At 48.3% G+C, this 18,773-nt stretch carries 15 protein-coding genes; 8 read left to right on the top strand and 7 right to left on the bottom strand.

Annotated features, from left to right (window positions below; genetic code table 11):
• Positions 1–48: 48 nt before the first annotated feature.
• The 3 genes from ACED36_RS15510 to ACED36_RS15500 form a co-directional block, all read right to left on the bottom strand.
• Entirely contained in the window at positions 49–1,326 is a 1,278-nt protein-coding gene (locus ACED36_RS15510) for an outer membrane protein transport protein (protein ID WP_016960168.1), read from the bottom strand.
• 218 nt (positions 1,327–1,544) lie between these two features.
• Positions 1,545–2,267, bottom strand: a complete 723-nt coding sequence (locus ACED36_RS15505; protein WP_016960169.1) for a DUF3379 family protein — start codon at positions 2,265–2,267, stop codon at positions 1,545–1,547.
• Positions 2,254–2,829, bottom strand: coding sequence for a sigma-70 family RNA polymerase sigma factor (locus tag ACED36_RS15500; protein ID WP_016960170.1), 576 nt, complete (start codon positions 2,827–2,829; stop codon positions 2,254–2,256). Before ACED36_RS15500 ends, ACED36_RS15505 begins: the two co-directional genes overlap by 14 nt.
• Positions 2,830–3,551: 722 nt before the next feature.
• On the opposite strand from ACED36_RS15500, the gene fadI reads away from it, so the two are divergent.
• Together fadI and fadJ are read left to right on the top strand one after the other, a co-directional pair.
• The gene (fadI, locus tag ACED36_RS15495) at positions 3,552–4,862 is read left to right on the top strand and encodes an acetyl-CoA C-acyltransferase FadI (RefSeq protein ID WP_016960172.1); all 1,311 of its coding nucleotides are present in this window, start codon (positions 3,552–3,554) and stop codon (positions 4,860–4,862) included.
• Positions 4,862–6,979, top strand: coding sequence for a fatty acid oxidation complex subunit alpha FadJ (gene fadJ / locus ACED36_RS15490; protein WP_016960173.1), 2,118 nt, complete (start codon positions 4,862–4,864; stop codon positions 6,977–6,979). The genes fadI and fadJ overlap by 1 nt, the downstream gene beginning before the upstream one ends.
• A gap of 48 nt (positions 6,980–7,027) precedes the next feature.
• On the opposite strand, the gene ACED36_RS15485 is transcribed toward fadJ, so the two are convergent.
• A complete protein-coding gene (locus tag ACED36_RS15485) occupies positions 7,028–9,802 on the bottom strand; it encodes an insulinase family protein (RefSeq protein WP_016960174.1) in 2,775 nt (924 codons plus the stop codon).
• 141 nt (positions 9,803–9,943) lie between these two features.
• Here ACED36_RS15485 and sixA point away from each other — a divergent pair, with 141 nt between their 5' ends.
• Positions 9,944–10,435 carry a phosphohistidine phosphatase SixA gene (gene sixA / locus ACED36_RS15480; protein WP_016960175.1) on the top strand — a complete coding sequence of 164 codons (492 nt, stop codon included), beginning with the start codon at positions 9,944–9,946 and terminating at the stop codon, positions 10,433–10,435.
• A gap of 72 nt (positions 10,436–10,507) precedes the next feature.
• Here the strand turns inward: sixA and smrB are convergent, their stop codons facing one another.
• Positions 10,508–11,038, bottom strand: a complete 531-nt coding sequence (gene smrB, locus ACED36_RS15475; RefSeq protein WP_016960176.1) for an endonuclease SmrB — start codon at positions 11,036–11,038, stop codon at positions 10,508–10,510.
• A 133-nt stretch (positions 11,039–11,171) separates the two neighbouring features.
• On the opposite strand from smrB, the gene prmB reads away from it, so the two are divergent.
• Both prmB and aroC read left to right on the top strand, forming a co-directional pair.
• Entirely contained in the window at positions 11,172–12,104 is a 933-nt protein-coding gene (gene prmB / locus ACED36_RS15470; RefSeq protein ID WP_016960177.1) for a 50S ribosomal protein L3 N(5)-glutamine methyltransferase, read from the top strand.
• 251 nt (positions 12,105–12,355) lie between these two features.
• Positions 12,356–13,441, top strand: a complete 1,086-nt coding sequence (aroC, locus tag ACED36_RS15465; protein ID WP_016960178.1) for a chorismate synthase — start codon at positions 12,356–12,358, stop codon at positions 13,439–13,441.
• Between the two features lie 49 nt (positions 13,442–13,490).
• Here aroC and ACED36_RS15460 read toward each other — a convergent pair whose 3' ends face one another.
• On the bottom strand, positions 13,491–14,150 hold the full coding sequence (locus ACED36_RS15460) for a trimeric intracellular cation channel family protein (protein ID WP_016960179.1): 660 nt from the start codon (positions 14,148–14,150) through the stop codon (positions 13,491–13,493).
• A 223-nt stretch (positions 14,151–14,373) separates the two neighbouring features.
• On the opposite strand from ACED36_RS15460, the gene ACED36_RS15455 reads away from it, so the two are divergent.
• On the top strand, positions 14,374–14,898 hold the full coding sequence (locus tag ACED36_RS15455) for an elongation factor P hydroxylase (RefSeq protein WP_016960181.1): 525 nt from the start codon (positions 14,374–14,376) through the stop codon (positions 14,896–14,898).
• A gap of 35 nt (positions 14,899–14,933) precedes the next feature.
• Positions 14,934–15,200 carry a YfcL family protein gene (locus ACED36_RS15450; protein ID WP_016960182.1) on the top strand — a complete coding sequence of 89 codons (267 nt, stop codon included), beginning with the start codon at positions 14,934–14,936 and terminating at the stop codon, positions 15,198–15,200.
• 113 nt (positions 15,201–15,313) lie between these two features.
• On the opposite strand, the gene mnmC is transcribed toward ACED36_RS15450, so the two are convergent.
• Positions 15,314–17,317, bottom strand: a complete 2,004-nt coding sequence (gene mnmC, locus ACED36_RS15445) for a bifunctional tRNA (5-methylaminomethyl-2-thiouridine)(34)-methyltransferase MnmD/FAD-dependent 5-carboxymethylaminomethyl-2-thiouridine(34) oxidoreductase MnmC (protein ID WP_016960183.1) — start codon at positions 17,315–17,317, stop codon at positions 15,314–15,316.
• A 200-nt stretch (positions 17,318–17,517) separates the two neighbouring features.
• Between mnmC and fabB the strand changes: the two genes are divergently transcribed.
• Complete coding sequence (fabB, locus tag ACED36_RS15440; protein WP_016960184.1) at positions 17,518–18,729, top strand: beta-ketoacyl-ACP synthase I; 1,212 nt, start codon at positions 17,518–17,520, stop codon at positions 18,727–18,729.
• Positions 18,730–18,773 lie beyond the last annotated feature (44 nt).

The raw sequence follows: 18,773 nt of genomic DNA, 5'->3' as shown, positions 1-18,773 counted from the left end.
ATAAAGAAAAGGGGAGCCAATGCTCCCCTTGGTGTTCGTTGTTCTTGATTAGAACTGGTAGCTGTACTGAATGCCGTACAACCAAGCGTTGGCGCGGGTTGTCGCATTGACTTCAGACAGTTGAAGTTCACCGCCACCAGGCAGGTCTGTCACCAACTTGTCATTCACTTCCACATCTTGACCCATTAGGTAAGTCAGACCGAAATCAATGGTCGAGTTTTTGGTTGCCTGATAGGTGAAACCTGCAGATACCCATTGGCGATCTGAATCGGGTACAGAAATTGATTTCTTCTGATCTTGTGCACTGGTGTCATACATGTAACCGGCACGAAGTGTCCAGTCGTTGTTCAGGTAGTAAGTACCACCAATCGAGTAGTGCATGCCATCCTGCCAATTGTACTCATTCAGAACAACGCCATCTGTCGTCGCAAGCTGGTCAAAAGTGCTCCACTCAATCCACTGAACAGAGTAGTGCATAGCAAACTTGTTGGTCAGCAAGTGGTAACCAGAGAACTCAGCGATGTCTGGCAGAGGAAGAACGAGGTCTCCTGTTAGCTGTTCGCCTTTGTAGATCATGGTGTCGCCGTCTGCTTTGATATCTGGACTATGGCGGTAGCTTAGACCAAAGCGGTGCTTCTCATTGACTTCATAAACGGTACCTAGGTTCCAGCCAATGCCAGTACCTTCTGCATCAATGTTAAGCATGTTATCGCCAACACTGTCTGCAAACGATGGAATAGCTTGGCCGACGTACTCTAGGCCAGAGCGCTTGAGCTTACCTGTACCTTGGATGAAGTCGATACCAGCACCAAAGCTCAATTGCTCATTAACTCGGAATGAACCACTCAATGCAAAGTTGACGCTTTTAACGTCAGTCAGGCCGCCTAACTCATTGGCTGCATAATCAGTGTCGAATTCAGTTTTTGTGCCGAAGTTTGAGTAAATACCTGCACCAACAGCAAATTTTTCATTGATCGGGTGTACATAGAAGATGTTTGGTACATACGAAATGTCACCAGCTTGTGCATCGTCCAAAGAACGTTCACCAAGCATGATAGGTGAGTAGGTTGTACCTTTCACTACCACATCGGTATCAATTGCAATCAGACCCACAGACAGTTCAGGCGCATCGAACAGCGCCATTGCTGCAGGGTTACGTGCCATGACAGATGCATTATCAGCGATAACAGCGTCACCAGCGAAAGCACGGCCTAGGCCAGTAGCAGATTGACCATTTAATTGGAAACCAGCCGCGAGAGCTGATGTAGAACTTGCCGCTACAGCAATTGCCACTGCTGAACGGATAAACAGACGCTTCTTATTCATGGTGTGAATTAATCCAATGAAATTTATAATAGTTTTATAATTTTATGTGCTTTTTAAATAAGCTGGGCGGATTCTATTGTGAAGCTCATTATTAGGAAATCTGACCAGTTACGGGACGCTGTTTTGAAACAGAAGCAGAGACGGTGCAGGTAACTGTTCTTTAAAGGAAATAAAAAGGGAGCCAAAGGCTCCCTTTTAAAATGTAATAGGTTGTGTGCTTACGCTTTTTGGTTCAGATGAAGCTGAAGCTGCTCTGCAATAGGCAATACATCTGAGCCTTCTTTACCGACTACAATCACACTGCTGTTATTGGCCGGGAGCGAAATGGCTTCCATGTTGCCATCACTGAATTTTTCCATGGCTGGAGAATTCTGAGGCACTACAAACACCGTAAAGTCTTCACCATTGTCTGCTTTCAATACCATGTGCACCGCATGCTTTTTATCAAAGCTGCAATGATTGAGGTAAGAAACTTGGCCTGGCAGAGACCCACTGAAGGCTTCGCCAATTGGGGAAAGCTTAGCGTTTACTTGGTGAAGGCTTACGCCCTCATTAATATCTCGAGTGAAATCTGTCTCATCGTAATAATGCTGAAGCGCAATTTGACCCAAGTTCTGTTGATTGGGTGAAAGCGGAATGGTCTGCCAGTTAAATTGACCCAACATCACACCAAACACAAAAGCAATTGAGGCCGCGATAGCCAAATGGAACTTTGGTTTTCTTTTTTCACGGATCACATGGCTGCTTTGTTTAAACAACACTTTGTCGACCAAATCATCGGGCACATCAACACGCAAAGCTTGATCAATTAATGCATCCAAACTGTCGAGTTCAGAGGCCAACTTTTGATTGGCAGGTGAAGATAACTTCGCCGCTGATAGCTCGGGATCATTATCTTGAGGGTCAGCCAAAAGGCGGCGACGAAATTCAAGCTCGTCCATTCTTCGCTCCTCGTTGAGTTTCGTTTTGACTGTCCATGAACTCTTTCAATTGGTTTCTCGCTCTGAACAAACGTGTCATCACCGTATTCTTGTTGAGATCCATGATCTCAGCGATTTCTTCACCACTGAATCCAGCCATAACTTGCAAAACAAGCGGTTCGCGATATTCCGGTGACAAACGCATTATCTGCTTGTGAAGCCATTGCTGTTCTACCGAGGCTTCTTCACTAGGCTGCGTATTATCTGCCACCTGATGGTCATCAATGTCTACTAATTCGAGTTGTTTACGCTCAAATCGGCGTGCGTTTTCTCGGCGAAGAATGGTGATCAGCCATGCTTTCGCTGCGTTATCATCTTGAAGGCTATCGAGCGATCGCCAAGCACGGAGACACGTCTCCTGTACAAGATCTTCTGCTACATGCTGGTCTTTCGTCAACCAGTAAGCGTAGCGATAAAGATCTCTGTGCCAAGCTCTCACGAGCGCTTCATATCGTCTTTGTTTTTCCATATCAGTAGAGACCTTGGAAGTTGACGATTTCTTTCCAAATATTTTCAAAACCATGGGCTTTCTTCCTGAAAGTTTTGATTTTACAAGTGTGTAGCATTAAAAATAATTGCATTGAGGACCATGTTACCTCGGTAAATGCGTCTAATCATAGGCAGAAAAACGATACGCATTTGAATCGCGCTAATAAGACAATTGCTCTTACAATGTCATTATGGATTGAGTTGCTTATATTTGTGGGGAATTTCGGTGCAACACTCATGGCGAGAAGTGATGGAGGATAATCAGGCGAAAAATTGATCTGGTTCAAAAAGTCGCCGTTTTCTATGGGTATAGTAGGCACTGTCATCTGGGAGCGCGCTGCAGGTTTCGCTGGTTTACCGGACCTTGGCTGTGCGTGACTGAGTTGAGCAAGATGACAACTTCCTTTTTTTGAAGGCTGACTTTACTTTCTCCTCAGGTCTTAGACCTGACTTGCAATTGGCTTTACGTTAATTGAATTTGATACACAATTGCTTTCCAAAAATTTTACCACACCTATTAGGTGTGGTTTTTTTTGCTCAAAATTCAGTTATTTTCTTTTTTGCCAATCTTCGACCGTATCTCATCGCTGACAGCTGAGATAAGGTGGCCACTACGACGGCTAGCCCGATGTTTATCGCAAATTTGCTGTCCCTGTCTATATTTGACATTCCAATTCAATTAAACGCCCGTTTTAATCTGATAACAAATTGGTTACACTCTTCTGGTCTGACCTCTAATGCTAGCAAGGAGCGGCAATGAACTCTCCCCAGAACCTGACTACGCGTCAGGGAGAACGTATCGCAGTTGTGGCGGGTTTACGTACCCCGTTCGCACGACAATCTACCGCATATGCTGATGTGCCCGCTGTCGATCTTGGCAAAATGGTTGTTAGTGAAATGCTAAACCGTACCGCGATTGACCCTAAGCTGATCGAGCAGCTTGTGTTTGGTCAGGTGGTGCAAATGCCAGAAGCGCCAAACATTGCACGTGAGATCGTGCTTGGTACAGGCATGAATATTCATACGGATGCCTACAGCGTCAGCCGAGCGTGTGCCACTAGCTTTCAGTCTGTTGTTAACGTAACAGAAAGTATTATGTCGGGAACCATTGATATTGGTATCGCCGGTGGTGCGGACTCCTCGTCAGTGCTTCCTATTGGCGTGTCAAAGAAACTTGCGGCGACATTACTTGCTTTGAGCAAAGCCAAAACCCTCAGCAAGCGTATGAGTTTATTGAGCAAGCTTTCTTTGAAAGATCTCGCGCCTGTTCCCCCTGCTGTTGCCGAATATTCAACGGGCTTGAGCATGGGCCAGACTGCAGAGCAAATGGCCAAGAGTCATCATATTAGCCGAGCAGATCAGGATGCTTTAGCGCACCGTTCTCATTCACTTGCAGCAAAAGCGTGGGCTGATGGGCTGGTGCGTGATGAAGTAATGACCGCCTTCCCCGAACCTTATCGCGCGTGGATTGATAAAGATAACAACATTCGCGAAGATTCCAGCGTTGAAAGCTACGCCAAGTTGCGTCCCGCGTTTGATCGAAAACATGGCTCTGTGACTGCCGCTAACAGCACACCTTTGACAGATGGCGCTGCCGCGGTGATGCTGATGCGTGAAGGTCGCGCCAAAGAACTGGGTTTGAAGCCTTTGGGCTACATCCGCTCTTATGCGTTTGCCGCTATTCAAGTTGAGCACGACATGCTAATGGGGCCGTCATACGCCACACCAATCGCACTTGATCGTGCGGGCATTACCCTGGCTGATTTGACCTTGATTGACATGCATGAAGCATTTGCTGCCCAAGCATTGTCGAATGTGAAGATGTTTGGCTCTAAGACATTCGCACAGCAAAAGCTCGGGCGAAGCCAAGCGATCGGTGAGATCGACATGGACAAATTTAACGTGCTGGGCGGATCTTTGGCTTACGGTCACCCGTTTGCTGCAACAGGCGCACGCATGATCACTCAAACATTGAACGAACTACGTCGTCGCGGTGGCGGTTTGGCCTTGAATACCGCATGTGCTGCGGGTGGCTTAGGTGCTGCAATGATCTTGGAGGCCGAATAATGAATGAACCAATGACCCCAAATGCCTTTTCGCTGCGTCACGGAGATGATGGCATTGCATGGCTGAGCATTGATGTGCCTGGCGAAAGCATGAACACACTTCAAGCGACCTTTGTTGATGAAATCAGCGGTATCTTGAGCGAGCTTGAAAGCAAAACAGACATCAAAGGCTTGGTACTGTATTCCGCTAAACCGGATAATTTTGTCGCTGGCGCAGACGTTCGTATGTTGGATGCCTGTGAAACAGCAGAAGACGCACAAGCCATTGCAGAGCACGGGCAGAAGCTGTTTTCTCGTATCGAGAAACTGCCGTTTCATGTCGTCGCTGCGATTCACGGACCATGCTTGGGCGGCGGTCTTGAATTGGCGCTAGCATGCCACAGCCGTGTTGCCACAGACGATGATAAAACGCGTGTTGGATTGCCAGAAGTTCAGCTCGGTTTGCTGCCGGGTTCGGGCGGTACACAACGTTTGCCTCGCTTGATTGGCGTTGCAGGTGCACTGGATATGATCCTGACAGGCAAGCAACTGCGTGCCAAAAAAGCCAAGAAAATGGGTGTCGTCGATGATGTTGTACCCCACTCAGTGTTGCTTCGGGTTGCTGAAGAGTTAGCGCTAAAAGGAAAGCCTAAACGTCAGAACAGCTGGCAAAGCTGGGCCATGGGTGGCAATGCACTAGGCCGCTCAGTGGTGTTCGATCAAGCCGCCAAGAAAACCCGCGCAAAAACCCGTGGCAATTATCCCGCCACCGAAGCCATTCTTGACGTGATCAAACATGGCTTGGACAAAGGGGTGGAGAAAGGGCTAGCGCTCGAAGCGAAACGCTTTGGCGAGCTGGTGATGACGAATGAATCCGCATCACTTCGCAGCATTTTCTTCGCCACGACAGCAATGAAAAAAGAAACTGGCGCTGATGCCGAGCCAGATACGGTAACGGGTGTAGCCGTACTGGGCGGCGGATTGATGGGAGCGGGTATTGCGAATGTGTCAGCGACCAAAGCAAACCTTCCTGTGCGGATCAAAGATGTCAGTAATGATGGCTTGTTGAACGCCATGAACTACAGCTACAAGTTACTGGATAAAAAACGCAAACGTCGCATTATCTCCAAGTCGGAATTGCAATCGCAGATGGCTAGGATCAGTGGCGCAACAGACTACAGCGGCATGGATCGTTGTAATGTGGTGATTGAGGCGGTGTTTGAAGATCTTGATTTGAAACACAAGATGATTGCGGAAGTGGAAGAAGCGTTAAATGAAAATACGCTATTCGCGACCAATACCTCTTCGTTGCCTATTCACCAAATTGCAGCAGGGGCAAAACGGCCTGAAAACATTGTCGGCCTGCATTACTTTAGTCCTGTTGATAAAATGCCGCTGGTGGAAGTGATCCCTCATGCGGGAACGTCTGAGAAGGCGATAGCAACTGTCGTTAAGCTTGCGAAAAAGCAAGGCAAGACCCCGATTGTGGTTGCCGATAAAGCGGGCTTCTATGTGAACCGTATCCTAGCGCCATATATGAATGAAGCGGCCATGACCTTGCTGGCAGGCGAATCTGTCGAGCACATCGACAATGCCTTGTTGGATTTTGGATTCCCAGTTGGCCCAGTCACACTGCTGGATGAAGTGGGTATTGATATTGGCGCGAAGATCAGCCCAATTCTGCTCAATGAACTCGGCGAGCGTTTCCGTGCACCAGATGTGTTCGATGTCATGCTTAGCGATGGCCGTAAAGGACGCAAGACGGGCAAAGGCTTCTTCGTCTACAACGGCAAGAAGAAAGAAGTCGATAAGCGTGTTTACGGATTGCTGGGTGTAGAGCTGAAGAGTCAGCTTTCTGGCCATGAACTGGCGATGCGCTGCGTATTGATGATGCTAAATGAAGCGGCACGTTGTTTGGACGAAGGCGTGGTGAAATCGGCGCGTGATGGCGACATTGGTGCCGTGTTCGGTATTGGCTTCCCACCATTCCTTGGTGGCCCGTTCCGTTACATGGATCATATCGGCATTAAACGCCTTGTTGAAATGCTTGAACAGCATGAAGCGAAATATGGCGAGCGATTTGCACCGTGTGAAATGCTCAAAGCCATGGCTGCGGAAGAAAAGCGTTTCTTTGATTAATCAAAGCAAACACGTAAAAAATCCCCGACCTCTGAGTCGGGGATTTTTTTAATCTCTTTCTAAACGATGCTGACGAAATGCGGCAATAGAGTCGATTTCGTTAGTGTCTTCCGGTATGCACTGATCAGGATGCGCACCGCCGCAGCTATGCATAATTAACCGATCCGCCGTGCGAGGTTTAAGCTGCTCGACAACAAATTTCACCATGTCAGATCGCGCCATGTTTTTGATAGATTTTGCGACATTCTGACGTTGTTCAAATTTCTCATCTTTATTGCCAATACTCACCCAAAGTCGCTGACCGCGCGCACGTAGGTTTGCATCAGGCTCATCTATTTGTGCGATTAAGCCCTCTTTGCTGGCTTGCCACTGTGCTTCATTAAGCTCAAGTAGCACTAAGAAGAAAGCATTCAGAAAGTCATCAATGGCTTCTATCAGTTTCGTTGGGCCTGCTTGCGGCGATTGCACGTAGAAAATCAAACCCGGATGGCGGTTGAGCGGCATATTGCCGGAGCCCACCATATATCCCAGTTGCTGCTTTGTGCGCAATTCGTTGAAAAATATGGCAGATACTAAATGTTGGGCGAAAGTGAACAGCGCCACATCTTGCGCCGTTGTGCCATGGCTTTGATAGTAAACCAGTACCGCGGAGTCTTGATTACTGCAATCTAAATGGTATGCCGCGTTGCCGGCACCTTTGAGCATTACCAATGGGCGAATGGATTCCTGATAACGCTGATCATGAACACGAAGGGCATCTTTGACTGATTCAGCCAATGCCAGCGTTTGATGCTTCTGCCAGTTGCCGTAAACGAACATCTCGACGTGTAACTCAGACATGACTCGATTTACAAAATTGGGAAGGGTAGACACGTCTAACGGTTCCAGCGCTTCGATAAGCGCCTCGTATGGCGGGTTGTTTGGCTGCAATATGCCCGTCATTGCATTATACAATCGGCTGATGGGTTTGTTCTGAGTCGCGTTCTTCCAGCTTCTTAACAGTTGTGTTTTGATGATCTCAAAACGCTCTGGTTTAAAGTCACGATTGGCAAATTTATCCAAGACCAAATCAAGCAGGATCGGCAGCTTTTCGTTGAATCCACTGAGTTTTAACGTCACGCCGCCTTGGTGAGCGTAGAGGTTATAACTCAAGCCAGCGACCTCGGCGGGGTAAGCCGCTTCGTTGATAGCCTCAAGCAGCATTTCGACACTGACGCGGGTTTTAACGATGTTCTCAACCGATTTCACCGCATAAGGGCTATCGATAGCGACATACACAACGCCTTTAGGCACGCGAAAATCGGTGTCTTGCAAATGCCAAAGGCAAAATCCTGGTAACTCTTGGATTTTCTCTGGCAAGGTCGTGTTTGGCGATGCCAATTGCGCGGGGTCGAGTTCGTAACTGATAAACGGATTGGGCTCGGGTAAGGCAAGGTCTGGCGAAACATCCGTGATTTGCCATTTTGCACGTTGCGCGTCGGTAAAGGGGATCACACTGTACGGCGTGTCGTACCACTTGGCTTGTTTATTATAGCTGTCGCCTTTGGCAATCAACGTCAGACGAAGGTGCTCCGGTGTTAAATAACTGAGCATCTGGCGGATCAATTCTTCGTCATATTTCGCCATGATGTAATCACCATAAAGCACATCTTCTTCTTCATAGTGCTGAATATTGAGGACCATATGGCTGACAGTATCAATGGGGCGAGAAGGTTCTTGGTAACGAAATGCCTTTTCTTGTACCGCGCGTTTTTCTTTGTAACGCCATTCGTTCAAACCTTGCTCACGAATAAGGTGAATCGCTTGAAACAGATAGGCGACAATATCGTCAATGTGGTTCAGGCCAACTTCCGTCAGGCTGACACTGACGGTAAATTCACGAAAGTTCGAGCCGCTGATGCCCCCGCCAGCGGAGAGGTTATTGATGTAGCCTTTGTTTTTTAGCATTGACATAACACTGCCAATGCCTTCATAGCCAAGCAGACTCGCAATGTAAGACAATGGTTTGATGCGATAGTGTTCATCGGTGGCTGGCATTGAGAATGCCAGTGTCAGTTTGCGCACGTCTTTTAATGGCTCGATGCGAATAAACTGTTGCCGCTGAGGGATATCAACAAAAGGTACTTCGGGAATGAAAAGCGGCAAATCGTGGTTTGGGATCAGTTCAAAGGTTTCTTGGGCTAGCTCTTCAAGGGAATCGAGAGTAAAAGGCCCGGTAACGGATGCCGCCATCAGATTGGCGCTGTAGTGGCTGCGATAGAAGGCGATCAACTCATCTCGAATCGAACTGTTTTCGCGATCTGCCAAGGTTTCAGCGCTACCAACGGAAAACTTGGAAAAGGGATGTTCGGGATTGATGGTTTCTTTTTGGACTTGATAGATACGGCGAACATCGTCTTGAAGCTTTAAACGATACTCTGAATCAACCGCGTTGCGCTCTTTATCTACGGCGTCAGCATTAAACAGTGGCGCAGAAAAAAACTGCCCAAAACGCTCTAACGCTTCTTCAAAGTAATCGTGTTGAATATCAAAGAAATAAGTCGTATTTTCGGTGCCTGTCCAGGCATTATTGCTGCCGCCGTGACGGCTGGTGAAAGATTGAAATTCGCCGACCTTTGGGTACAGTTCTGTGCCCAGAAAGAGCATGTGCTCGAGGAAGTGGGCTAACCCTTCACGATCAGCAGGGTCACAAAAGTGGCCAACATTCACCGTCAGTGCTGCAGCACTGCGCGGCGCTTGTGCGTCTTCGATCAATAAAACACGTAACCCGTTATCGAGTGTAATCTGGCGATAGCCACGGTGATCATTCGGACTGATTTGCACAAAGCACCTTCACTGGTTGAGGCTAGGTCTTAATTATGACCACCTAAGCAAATTGAGGCAAACATCTGTGCGCTTTATCGTTCCAGAAACAACAATTGACTGGTAGCATAATCAGGAATCTAAGAAATCAACAGTAGTGATATGCGAATTTATATTATGCGCCACGGTGAGGCGCAGACATTTGCAGCCAGTGATGAAGAACGACCATTAACTGAACGCGGAGAGCAACAGTCAGTAGAAATGGCTCGTTGGCTTGCAAATGAATTACCAGAAGGGAAGCTAGACTTGGTGCTTGTTAGCCCGTATTTGCGCGCCCAACAAACGTGGAATGCCTGTCAGACCGTGTTGCCAACGGCGCAAAAAGTGCTGACAGAAGATGGTATTACGCCCTATGGTGACAGCGAGCACGTTGCATCGTATCTGCGCGCGTTAGTGACTGTTGATCATCCAGCAAGCATTTTGCTGGTGTCGCATTTGCCGCTGGTGGGTTATCTCACCGCCGAATTCGCCGTCGACATGCAGGCACCTATGTTTCCGACGTCGTCGATTGCTTGTATTGAGCTTGATGCTGTGAGCGAGAAAAGTGATGTACGGTGGTTGAAAAGCCCTTCTCAGTTGATGGGTTACGCATAGCACTGAATGATCAAGAAACGACTCACTACGAAAACGCCTCGTGGGGCGTTTTTTATTGGCGGTTGTTCTTGGTTATCGTTCTGGGATCTCGATAAGCACCAATAACGCGCCAGCACCGCCAAATTCAAGTGGCGCTTGATGAAATGCCAGAACATCTGGGTGCTGTGCCAGCCACAATGGCGTTTTCTGCTTCAATATATGTTTGCCGATGCCATGCATCACGCAGGCACAGCTAATCCCTTCTTTTATGCACTCAGCAATCAACGCACCCATCTCACGCTTCGCTTCTCGTTGTGTCATGCCATGAAGGTCGAGAAACATATCAGGCACGTAAATGCCGCGTCGTAAACGCTTCACTTCATACTTAGACACACCGGTACGCGCATATTGCGTTGGGCCATCCTCTTTCAGCAAGGGTTCAAACTCGTCTGAAAAATAAAAGGTGTGGTCACGTGCTGTCGAGTCAGAGAACTTTTTTCTCGATTGTTCCACTGTCTGGCGTCTTGGCGGGTTTATGGTATCCTGCTGCAGTTTTTTAACGCCTTTTACCGCATCGCGGAACAATGAAAAGTCATCGTCTGAGATCGGGGTTTTCTTACTCATAAGTCAATTCCAAATGCCGATAGGCGCATTGTACCCAAAATAGAAGCAATGTCTCGCTGTCGAATTTGTAATTGTCCAAATCAATAGAGATGAACGCGGTGCGTTGGGGTGAATCAGGCTAGTGGAGGCCATTTTGGATAAAATTATTGTTGATGAAGTTGTCAACGAGTTACGTACGCTGCAGGACATGCTACGTTGGACGGTAAGCCGCTTTAATGCAGCAGGTTTGTTTTACGGTCACGGAACGGATAACGCATGGGATGAAGCGGTACAACTGGTGTTGCCAACCTTGTATCTGCCACTTGATGTGCCAGCAGATACTCGTCACTCCCGCCTGACGACCAGTGAGCGCCATCGTATTGTAGAGCGTGTTATTCGCCGCATTAACGATCGCACGCCAGTGTCCTATTTGACCAACAAAGCCTATTTTTGTGGTCTTGAGTTTTTTGTCGACGAACGTGTATTGGTGCCTCGCTCACCAATTGGTGAGTTGATCGAAAACCGTTTCAGCCCAATGTTGCCTGTTGAACCGACTCGAATCATGGATTTGTGCACGGGTAGCGGTTGCATTGGTATTGCGTGTGCTTACGCCTTCCCTGACGCAGAAGTGGATCTGGTGGATATTTCTACCGATGCGCTAGCAGTGGCGGAAATGAATGTGCAAGATCACGGCATGGAGCAACAAGTGTTCCCAATCCGTTCGGATTTGTTCCGCGATCTGCCACAAGACAAATACGACCTGATTGTTTCTAATCCACCGTATGTGGATGAAGAAGACATGAACAGCCTACCCGATGAATTCCGCCACGAGCCTGAGCTGGGTCTGGCTGCGGGCTCTGATGGCTTGAAACTGATGCGCCGCATTATCGCCAATGCGCCCAATTATCTAAGCGAGCAGGGTGTTTTGATCTGTGAAGTGGGTAATTCTATGGTGCATGTGGAAGAACAATATCCAGAGCTTCCGCTAACGTGGCTTGAGTTTGAAAACGGCGGTCACGGCGTATTCATGATGACGTATCAAGATCTGGTGAGCGTCGCGGACGAGTTCTCTATCTACAAAGACTAACCATCATCTATCAAGCTTAATCGCGTGAACCGCGGTTAATTCGCTATCAAAAAGGCTGAAAACATCTGTTTCAGCCTTTTTTTGTTTTCACATCTTGCATTTTGTCGTGTTTCTTGAAATGAGCCCCGTTCTACAGAGGGTTGACTGTTTTGCAGGCAAAAAGCTTTTGCTTCTCGTGCGCGGTTATGTTTCATTAACAAGCATGCAGTTATGCCTTAATAAAGGCAGCCAGTTAAAAGACAGAGGAAGTAATGGCAGGCAATTCTATTGGTCAGGTGTTTCGCGTCACCACCTTTGGTGAAAGTCATGGATTGGCATTAGGGTGTATCGTTGATGGTTGCCCGCCGGGACTCGAAATTTCAGAAGCGGATTTACAGATTGATCTGGACCGTCGTCGTCCGGGTACGTCGAAATACACCACGCAACGTCGTGAAGCAGACGAGGTGAAATTCTTGTCTGGGGTGTTCGAAGGCAAAACAACGGGCACGTCTATTGGTCTGTTGATTGAGAACACCGACCAACGTTCACAAGATTATTCCAAAATCTCAGACCGTTTTCGCCCCGGTCATGCCGATTACACGTATCACCAGAAATACGGTCACCGTGATTATCGCGGCGGCGGTCGTTCGTCTGCGCGTGAAACCGCTATGCGTGTTGCGGCAGGTGCGATCGCCAAGAAATTCCTGAAACAGGAATATGGCATTGAAGTGCGTTGCTACATGTCTGAAATGGGTGATGTGACCATCGACAAAGTGGATTGGGATCAAGTTGAGCAAAACCCCTTTTTCTGCCCCGACGAAACCAAACTTGACGCTTTGGACGAATTGATACGTCAATTGAAAAAAGACGGTGACTCCATCGGCGCTAAGCTGACCGTCGTGGCAAACAATGTCCCTGTCGGTCTTGGCGAACCTGTGTTTGACCGTTTAGATGCTGACATTGCGTTTGCACTGATGGGCATCAATGCAGTGAAAGGCGTTGAAATTGGCGACGGTTTTGATGTGGTGAATCAGCGCGGCAGCGAACATCGTGATGAATTAACGCCGACTGGTTTTAAAACCAATCATGCGGGCGGCATTCTTGGTGGGATTTCGTCAGGGCAAGATATCGTTGCACACTTGGCATTGAAACCGACATCAAGCATTACCGTGCCGGGCGAAACCATTAATGTTGATGGTGAAACGGTTGATGTGATAACACGCGGTCGTCATGACCCTTGTGTGGGTATTCGCGCGGTGCCTATCGCAGAAGCCATGGTGGCTATCGTGCTGATGGATCACTTGCTGCGTCATCGCGCACAGAATGCGGGTGTCACAACGACGACGCCGAAGATTTAACGTCTGGGTCCTAGGTCTTAGGATCTAGGACCTCGCTCTTAGCCTCCATTCAACTCACCTTCACTTCTGCGTTATCTTCTGTTTTCTCTTCTTCGGCAAGGCTAAACACTGGTAAGCGCCAATGAAACTTCACTGCGCACATACGAAATGTGAAGCCCAGAATCAGCGTGGAGAGTGTCGCGTAGTTTTCGTTGACGCCAAATTGTCCGCCATAAGTCATCAATCCCCAGTACATCCAGCCCGAGAAAAACGCGATCGACGCGTATAACTCTTTGTGTAATACCATGGGTTGGCGACGACACAGTAAATCACGTAGCAAGCCGCCAAAAACACCAGTAACCACGGCAGAGACTACTGCGATGAGCGGAGATAAGCCCATATCCATGCCAACGCGACAACCGATAATACTAAAGGCAATCAAGCCGAGAGAATCTAGCCAGATAAACAGTTTATGGTTTCGCGCCACCCATGAGGCCATCCATGTGGTCACGATACCCGCAAGACAGACAATCACGAGATAATGCGGATTGGCGACCCAGCCTAAGGGGTAGTGGCCGAGCAAAATGTCTCGAACTGTGCCACCACCAATGGCGGTGCAGCTTGCCACCAGCATGACGCCGAACCAATCCATGTTTCTTCGACCAGCCGCGAGCGCGCCTGTCATGGCTTCGGCAGTAATGCCAACAATGTACAAAGTAGACAACAACATTATTATTCAGTCGGTTGCATTTAATCAGAGAAAGTGGTGCGATTCTAAATGTGATGCCAGTCACAAGCCAATGAAAATAGACGACGTCACCCATGAATCAATTTCATGCTTATCGCGGATAAAATCGTCAAAATGGGCCATTATCACGGCGACAATAGGGCATGTGCTAGGTAAAATGCCGCCTGACTGATTTTGGCTGTAACCAGGCATTTACAAATAACGCATGCATCACGATTACAACGACCTTATTTCTGTATTCAATCAGACATTTATTGAATCATTTAACACTGAGTTATTGCTCGGTGGTGATGAACCTATTTATTTCCCCGCCGATGAAACTCACGCGAAGCATCGTATTATCTTTGCTCGTGGCTTTTTTGCATCCGCGATGCATGAAGTGGCGCACTGGTGTATTGCCGGTCCTGAGCGTCGATTGCTAGAAGATTATGGCTACTGGTATCACCCTGATGGACGCGATGAAAAAACGCAGGCGGAATTTGAGAAAGTGGAGATAAAGCCACAAGCGGTAGAGTGGATTCTTTCTGCCAGCTGTGGTTTTCGCTTTCAAGTGAGCTGTGACAATTTGAGTGGCGTCGAGTCTGATCGCGCGGGTTTTACGACCAAAGTGCGTGAGCAAGTGCTGATTTATCTCGATGAAGGTATGCCAGCGCGCGCAAAAACCTATTCAGATGCCCTCCGCGCGTTTTATCATCGTCCGACGTTAACGGCCGCAGATTTTACCTATTGATAACCATCCCGAATGCGTTTGGTATGAGAGAGATTATGATCCAAGACTACGAAGAACAGATCCTTGATTTGATAGACGCCATGGTAGAGACCGCGTCAGACGACGAATTGTTTGCAAGTGGGTATTTGCGTGGCCATATCTCATTGGCTGCCGCTGATTGTGAGCAAGATGGGATTGATGATATCGAAGCACTCAAAGTCTTTGTGGACGGTAGCTTGAAAAACAATGCCAACGAGTTAAGCCCTGCAGATCAAGTGCTGGTGGCAAATTTGTGGTCCTCTTTGCAAGCGAAAGCGAGCTGAAAGCCATCGCAATAGACATCAACATCAACAAATACAAAGAAGGCGCTCAATGAAGCGCCTTCTTTATGCTCGGAATATATCAGTACAGAATATTCACGTTTAACCGCCTAACATCACAGCGCTTTGCCTTTCAGTAACTTTCTTACCCACATGCGTCCCGGATGCAATGCATTGAGTACATCCACGGGTAACGGCAAAGGATCACCACACAGCTGCGAAGCCATCAACTCACCCAGCAATGGCGCCGAAGTTAAGCCGCGCGAACCCAGCCCTAGAAGGCTGTAAAGGTTGGGGTAAACCGGCACATCTTGTGCGGTTTCTTGCGTATCACGTAGGTTGCTATAGCTCGCAACCAGCTCGCTGTAATCACAGACATCACCAACAAATGGCAGGTGATCTCTACTGGCACAACGCACGCCGACACGTCCAGCGCCATGATCTGTGCTGACTGCTTGTGACCATTTGGTCGGAATGCATTTCACCAGACGTTGTTTATTATCAACCTGGTCATCCATGCTAAATGCCAACGAACTGTCATTGCGACTGTAGCTCGCCCCGATACAGTGCGTATCATTTTTTGGATTAACTGGGGTCAGATAGCCATCGTAACAAAGCACCGTTTTGAGCTTTTTCAGCGCCGGGGTGGTGTTGATATGAGTCACTTGCCCGCGTACTGAAAAGGCAGGGATCGGCGCGGTTTGTTTAAACTGCGAGAATTCATGGCCATTGGCAACCACGACTGTCTGGTGAGTAAACGTCGTGTCGTCGGCTTGAAGCGTCCACTTGCTGTCGTGAAGCGTCAACCTTGTTATTTTGGTGTTGTAGAGACAGGTCAATAAACCTGTGGCCTCCGCTTGTGCGATCAAACCTTGTGTCAGTTGCTGAGGGCACAACCAGCCGCCAAGCGGGTAGCTGATACCACTATGTAATGTGTCAATGTCAGTCATGGCTGCCGCTTCGTCAGCAGTGACGGCATGAACCAGTGCCTTGGGATACCCACCCTTGAGTAGTTTCCCTAATTTGTCAGCACTTTTTTCATCCCAGCCTAATTGCGTCACGCCGCACCAGTCATGATCAAAGTTGATGGTTTCAGCCGCTTGCTCAACAAACTGACGTGAGAACAAAAACGCGGGTGCAAAAAAGCGAGAAAGCACATCATCACTGCCATTAAGCAGCGGATACACTGCGCCTTGGCGATTGCCCGATGCGCCAAGTCCCGGCTTGTCATGCTCACAATAGAGTGTCGCGGGTTTTCCGCGACGAACCAAAGACAGCGCGAGTGTGGCACTGGCGACACCGCCGCCAATAATCGCAATGTCATTTGAGGCTTTTGGAGGTAAGCGTTTGTACCAAGGCGCTTGTTGTCGAGGCTGGTTACGTTGATTGATCGTGCCGACAATCATGTCGCGCTTCGTGCCAAACCCTTGCGTTTTTTTCATGTCAAAGCCAGCGTCAATCAAACCACGGCGGACAAAGCCAGCGGCGGTAAACGTCGCGACGGTGCAGTTTTCTCTCGCCAGACGTGCCATGCCATCGAACAACGATTGGCTCCACATCTCTGGGTTTTTGCTAGGTGCAAAGCCATCAAGGAACCAGCAATCCACAATACCATCATCAGATGTCCACACTTGAGGCATGCAGTCTTTAATGTCACCAAACCACAAATCCAACGTCACCCGGCCATCAGCAAGTATCAGACGATGACAGCCAGATACGGCAGCGGGGTAGTGCTGACGCAGTGCTTTTGCGTAGTCGGCCAGTTCAGGCCAAGACGCATGGGCTTTTTCAAGGTCGATTTGTGTAACGGGGAACTTCTCAAAACTGATAAAATGCAGCTGCTGCGTTTTCGCCTGCGGGTTGTCTGCACGAAACGCATCAAACCACTGCCACGCTGCGAGAAAGTTAAGGCCAGTTCCAAAGCCAGTTTCTGCAATAACAAAGCGATTTCGCTCGAATTGTTGCCAGCGTGCTGGAAGATGATTTTGATGTAGGAACACATAGCGCGTTTCTTCTAAGCCGTTTGCGTTAGAAAAGTACACGTCGTCGAAATTATCAGAAACCGGCGTTCCGGCGTCATTCCAGTGAATTTGGGCATGTTCGATACGGGGTTGGGTCACAAGCCTTGCCTTAATTAACAGTGTATTTGCACTCAGATCGCGGATTCTAACGTCAATCCAGCGGAATTTACAGATTCTAAGGGGCGTCTGTGCGAGTATGGAAAAGAATTTCAGCTTACACGCGTACTCTAGGAAAGCTGACCACTTTAGATGAGCAAAAACGCTATCATCGGTGCGAACTCGAATTGTAGGAACAAAAGATGAAACGAGCCGTAATTACAGGTATGGGAATTGTTTCCAGCATCGGTAACAACGTTAAAGAAGTGCTGGAGTCGTTGAAGACGGGGAAATCCGGGATCAGTTTTTCCCAGCAGTTCGCAGACATGAAACTACGCAGTAATGTTTGGGGTGATTTAAAGCTTATTCCCGCAGAACATATTGATCGTAAGAAATACCGTTTTATGGGCGATGCCGCTGGCTTCGCTTATCTGTCAATGGAACAAGCGATTGAAGATTCAGGTCTGACTGAAGACATGGTATCTAACGACCGTACTGGCCTGGTTGCTGGTTCAGGTGGCGCATCTTCTATTAACCAAGTGCTTGCGACAGACACATTGCGCGAGAAAGGCGTAAAACGTGTTGGACCTTACATGGTGCCTCGTACCATGTCGTCAACCGTTTCAGCGTGCTTGGCTACACCATTTAAAATTCGTGGCGTGAACTACACCATGAGTTCAGCGTGTGCAACATCAGCACACTGTATCGGCCACGCGGTAGAGCTTATCCAATTGGGTAAACAAGACGTGGTATTTGCAGGCGGTGGCGAAGAGCTTGATTGGTCATTGACCATGATGTTTGACGCCATGGGCGCATTGTCGACCAAATATAACGACTCACCAGAAAAAGCCTCACGCACCTATGACGCAGACCGCGACGGTTTCGTTATTTCTGGTGGCGGCGGCATGATGGTGATCGAAGAGCTTGAGCATGCGCTTGCGCGTGGTGCGAAAATCTACGGCGAAGTCGTCGGTTATGGCGCAACGTCGGATGGCTATGACATGGTTGCTCCTTCTGGTGAAGGCGCGATCCGTTGTATGAAGATGGCGATGCAAGATGTCGACAGCATTGATTACATCAACACGCACGGCACTTCAACGCCTGTGGGTGATGTGAAAGAACTGGGCGCGATTCAGGAAGTGTTCGGCCACAACAGCCCAGCCATTTCTGCTACTAAAGCAATGACAGGTCACGCATTGGGCGCTGCAGGTGTACACGAAGCGATTTATTCAACATTGATGTTGGAAAATAACTTTGTTGCGCCGAGTATCAATATCGACAACCTTGATCCTGTTGCTGAAGGCCTTGATATCGTGACTGAAATGCGCGAGCAAACGCTGACAACAGTGATGTCGAATAGCTTCGGTTTTGGCGGTACTAACGCCACACTGGTCATTAAAAAATACGAAGGATAAGCGAAACCGCTGTCTCTCGGTATGACGAGCCCGTCACTGGCTTG

Source organism: Enterovibrio sp. FF113 (assembly GCF_041439165.1).
In the GTDB taxonomy this organism is placed as follows: Bacteria; Pseudomonadota; Gammaproteobacteria; order Enterobacterales; family Vibrionaceae; genus Enterovibrio; species Enterovibrio norvegicus_A.
This window is presented reverse-complemented; position numbering and strand designations above follow the sequence as displayed.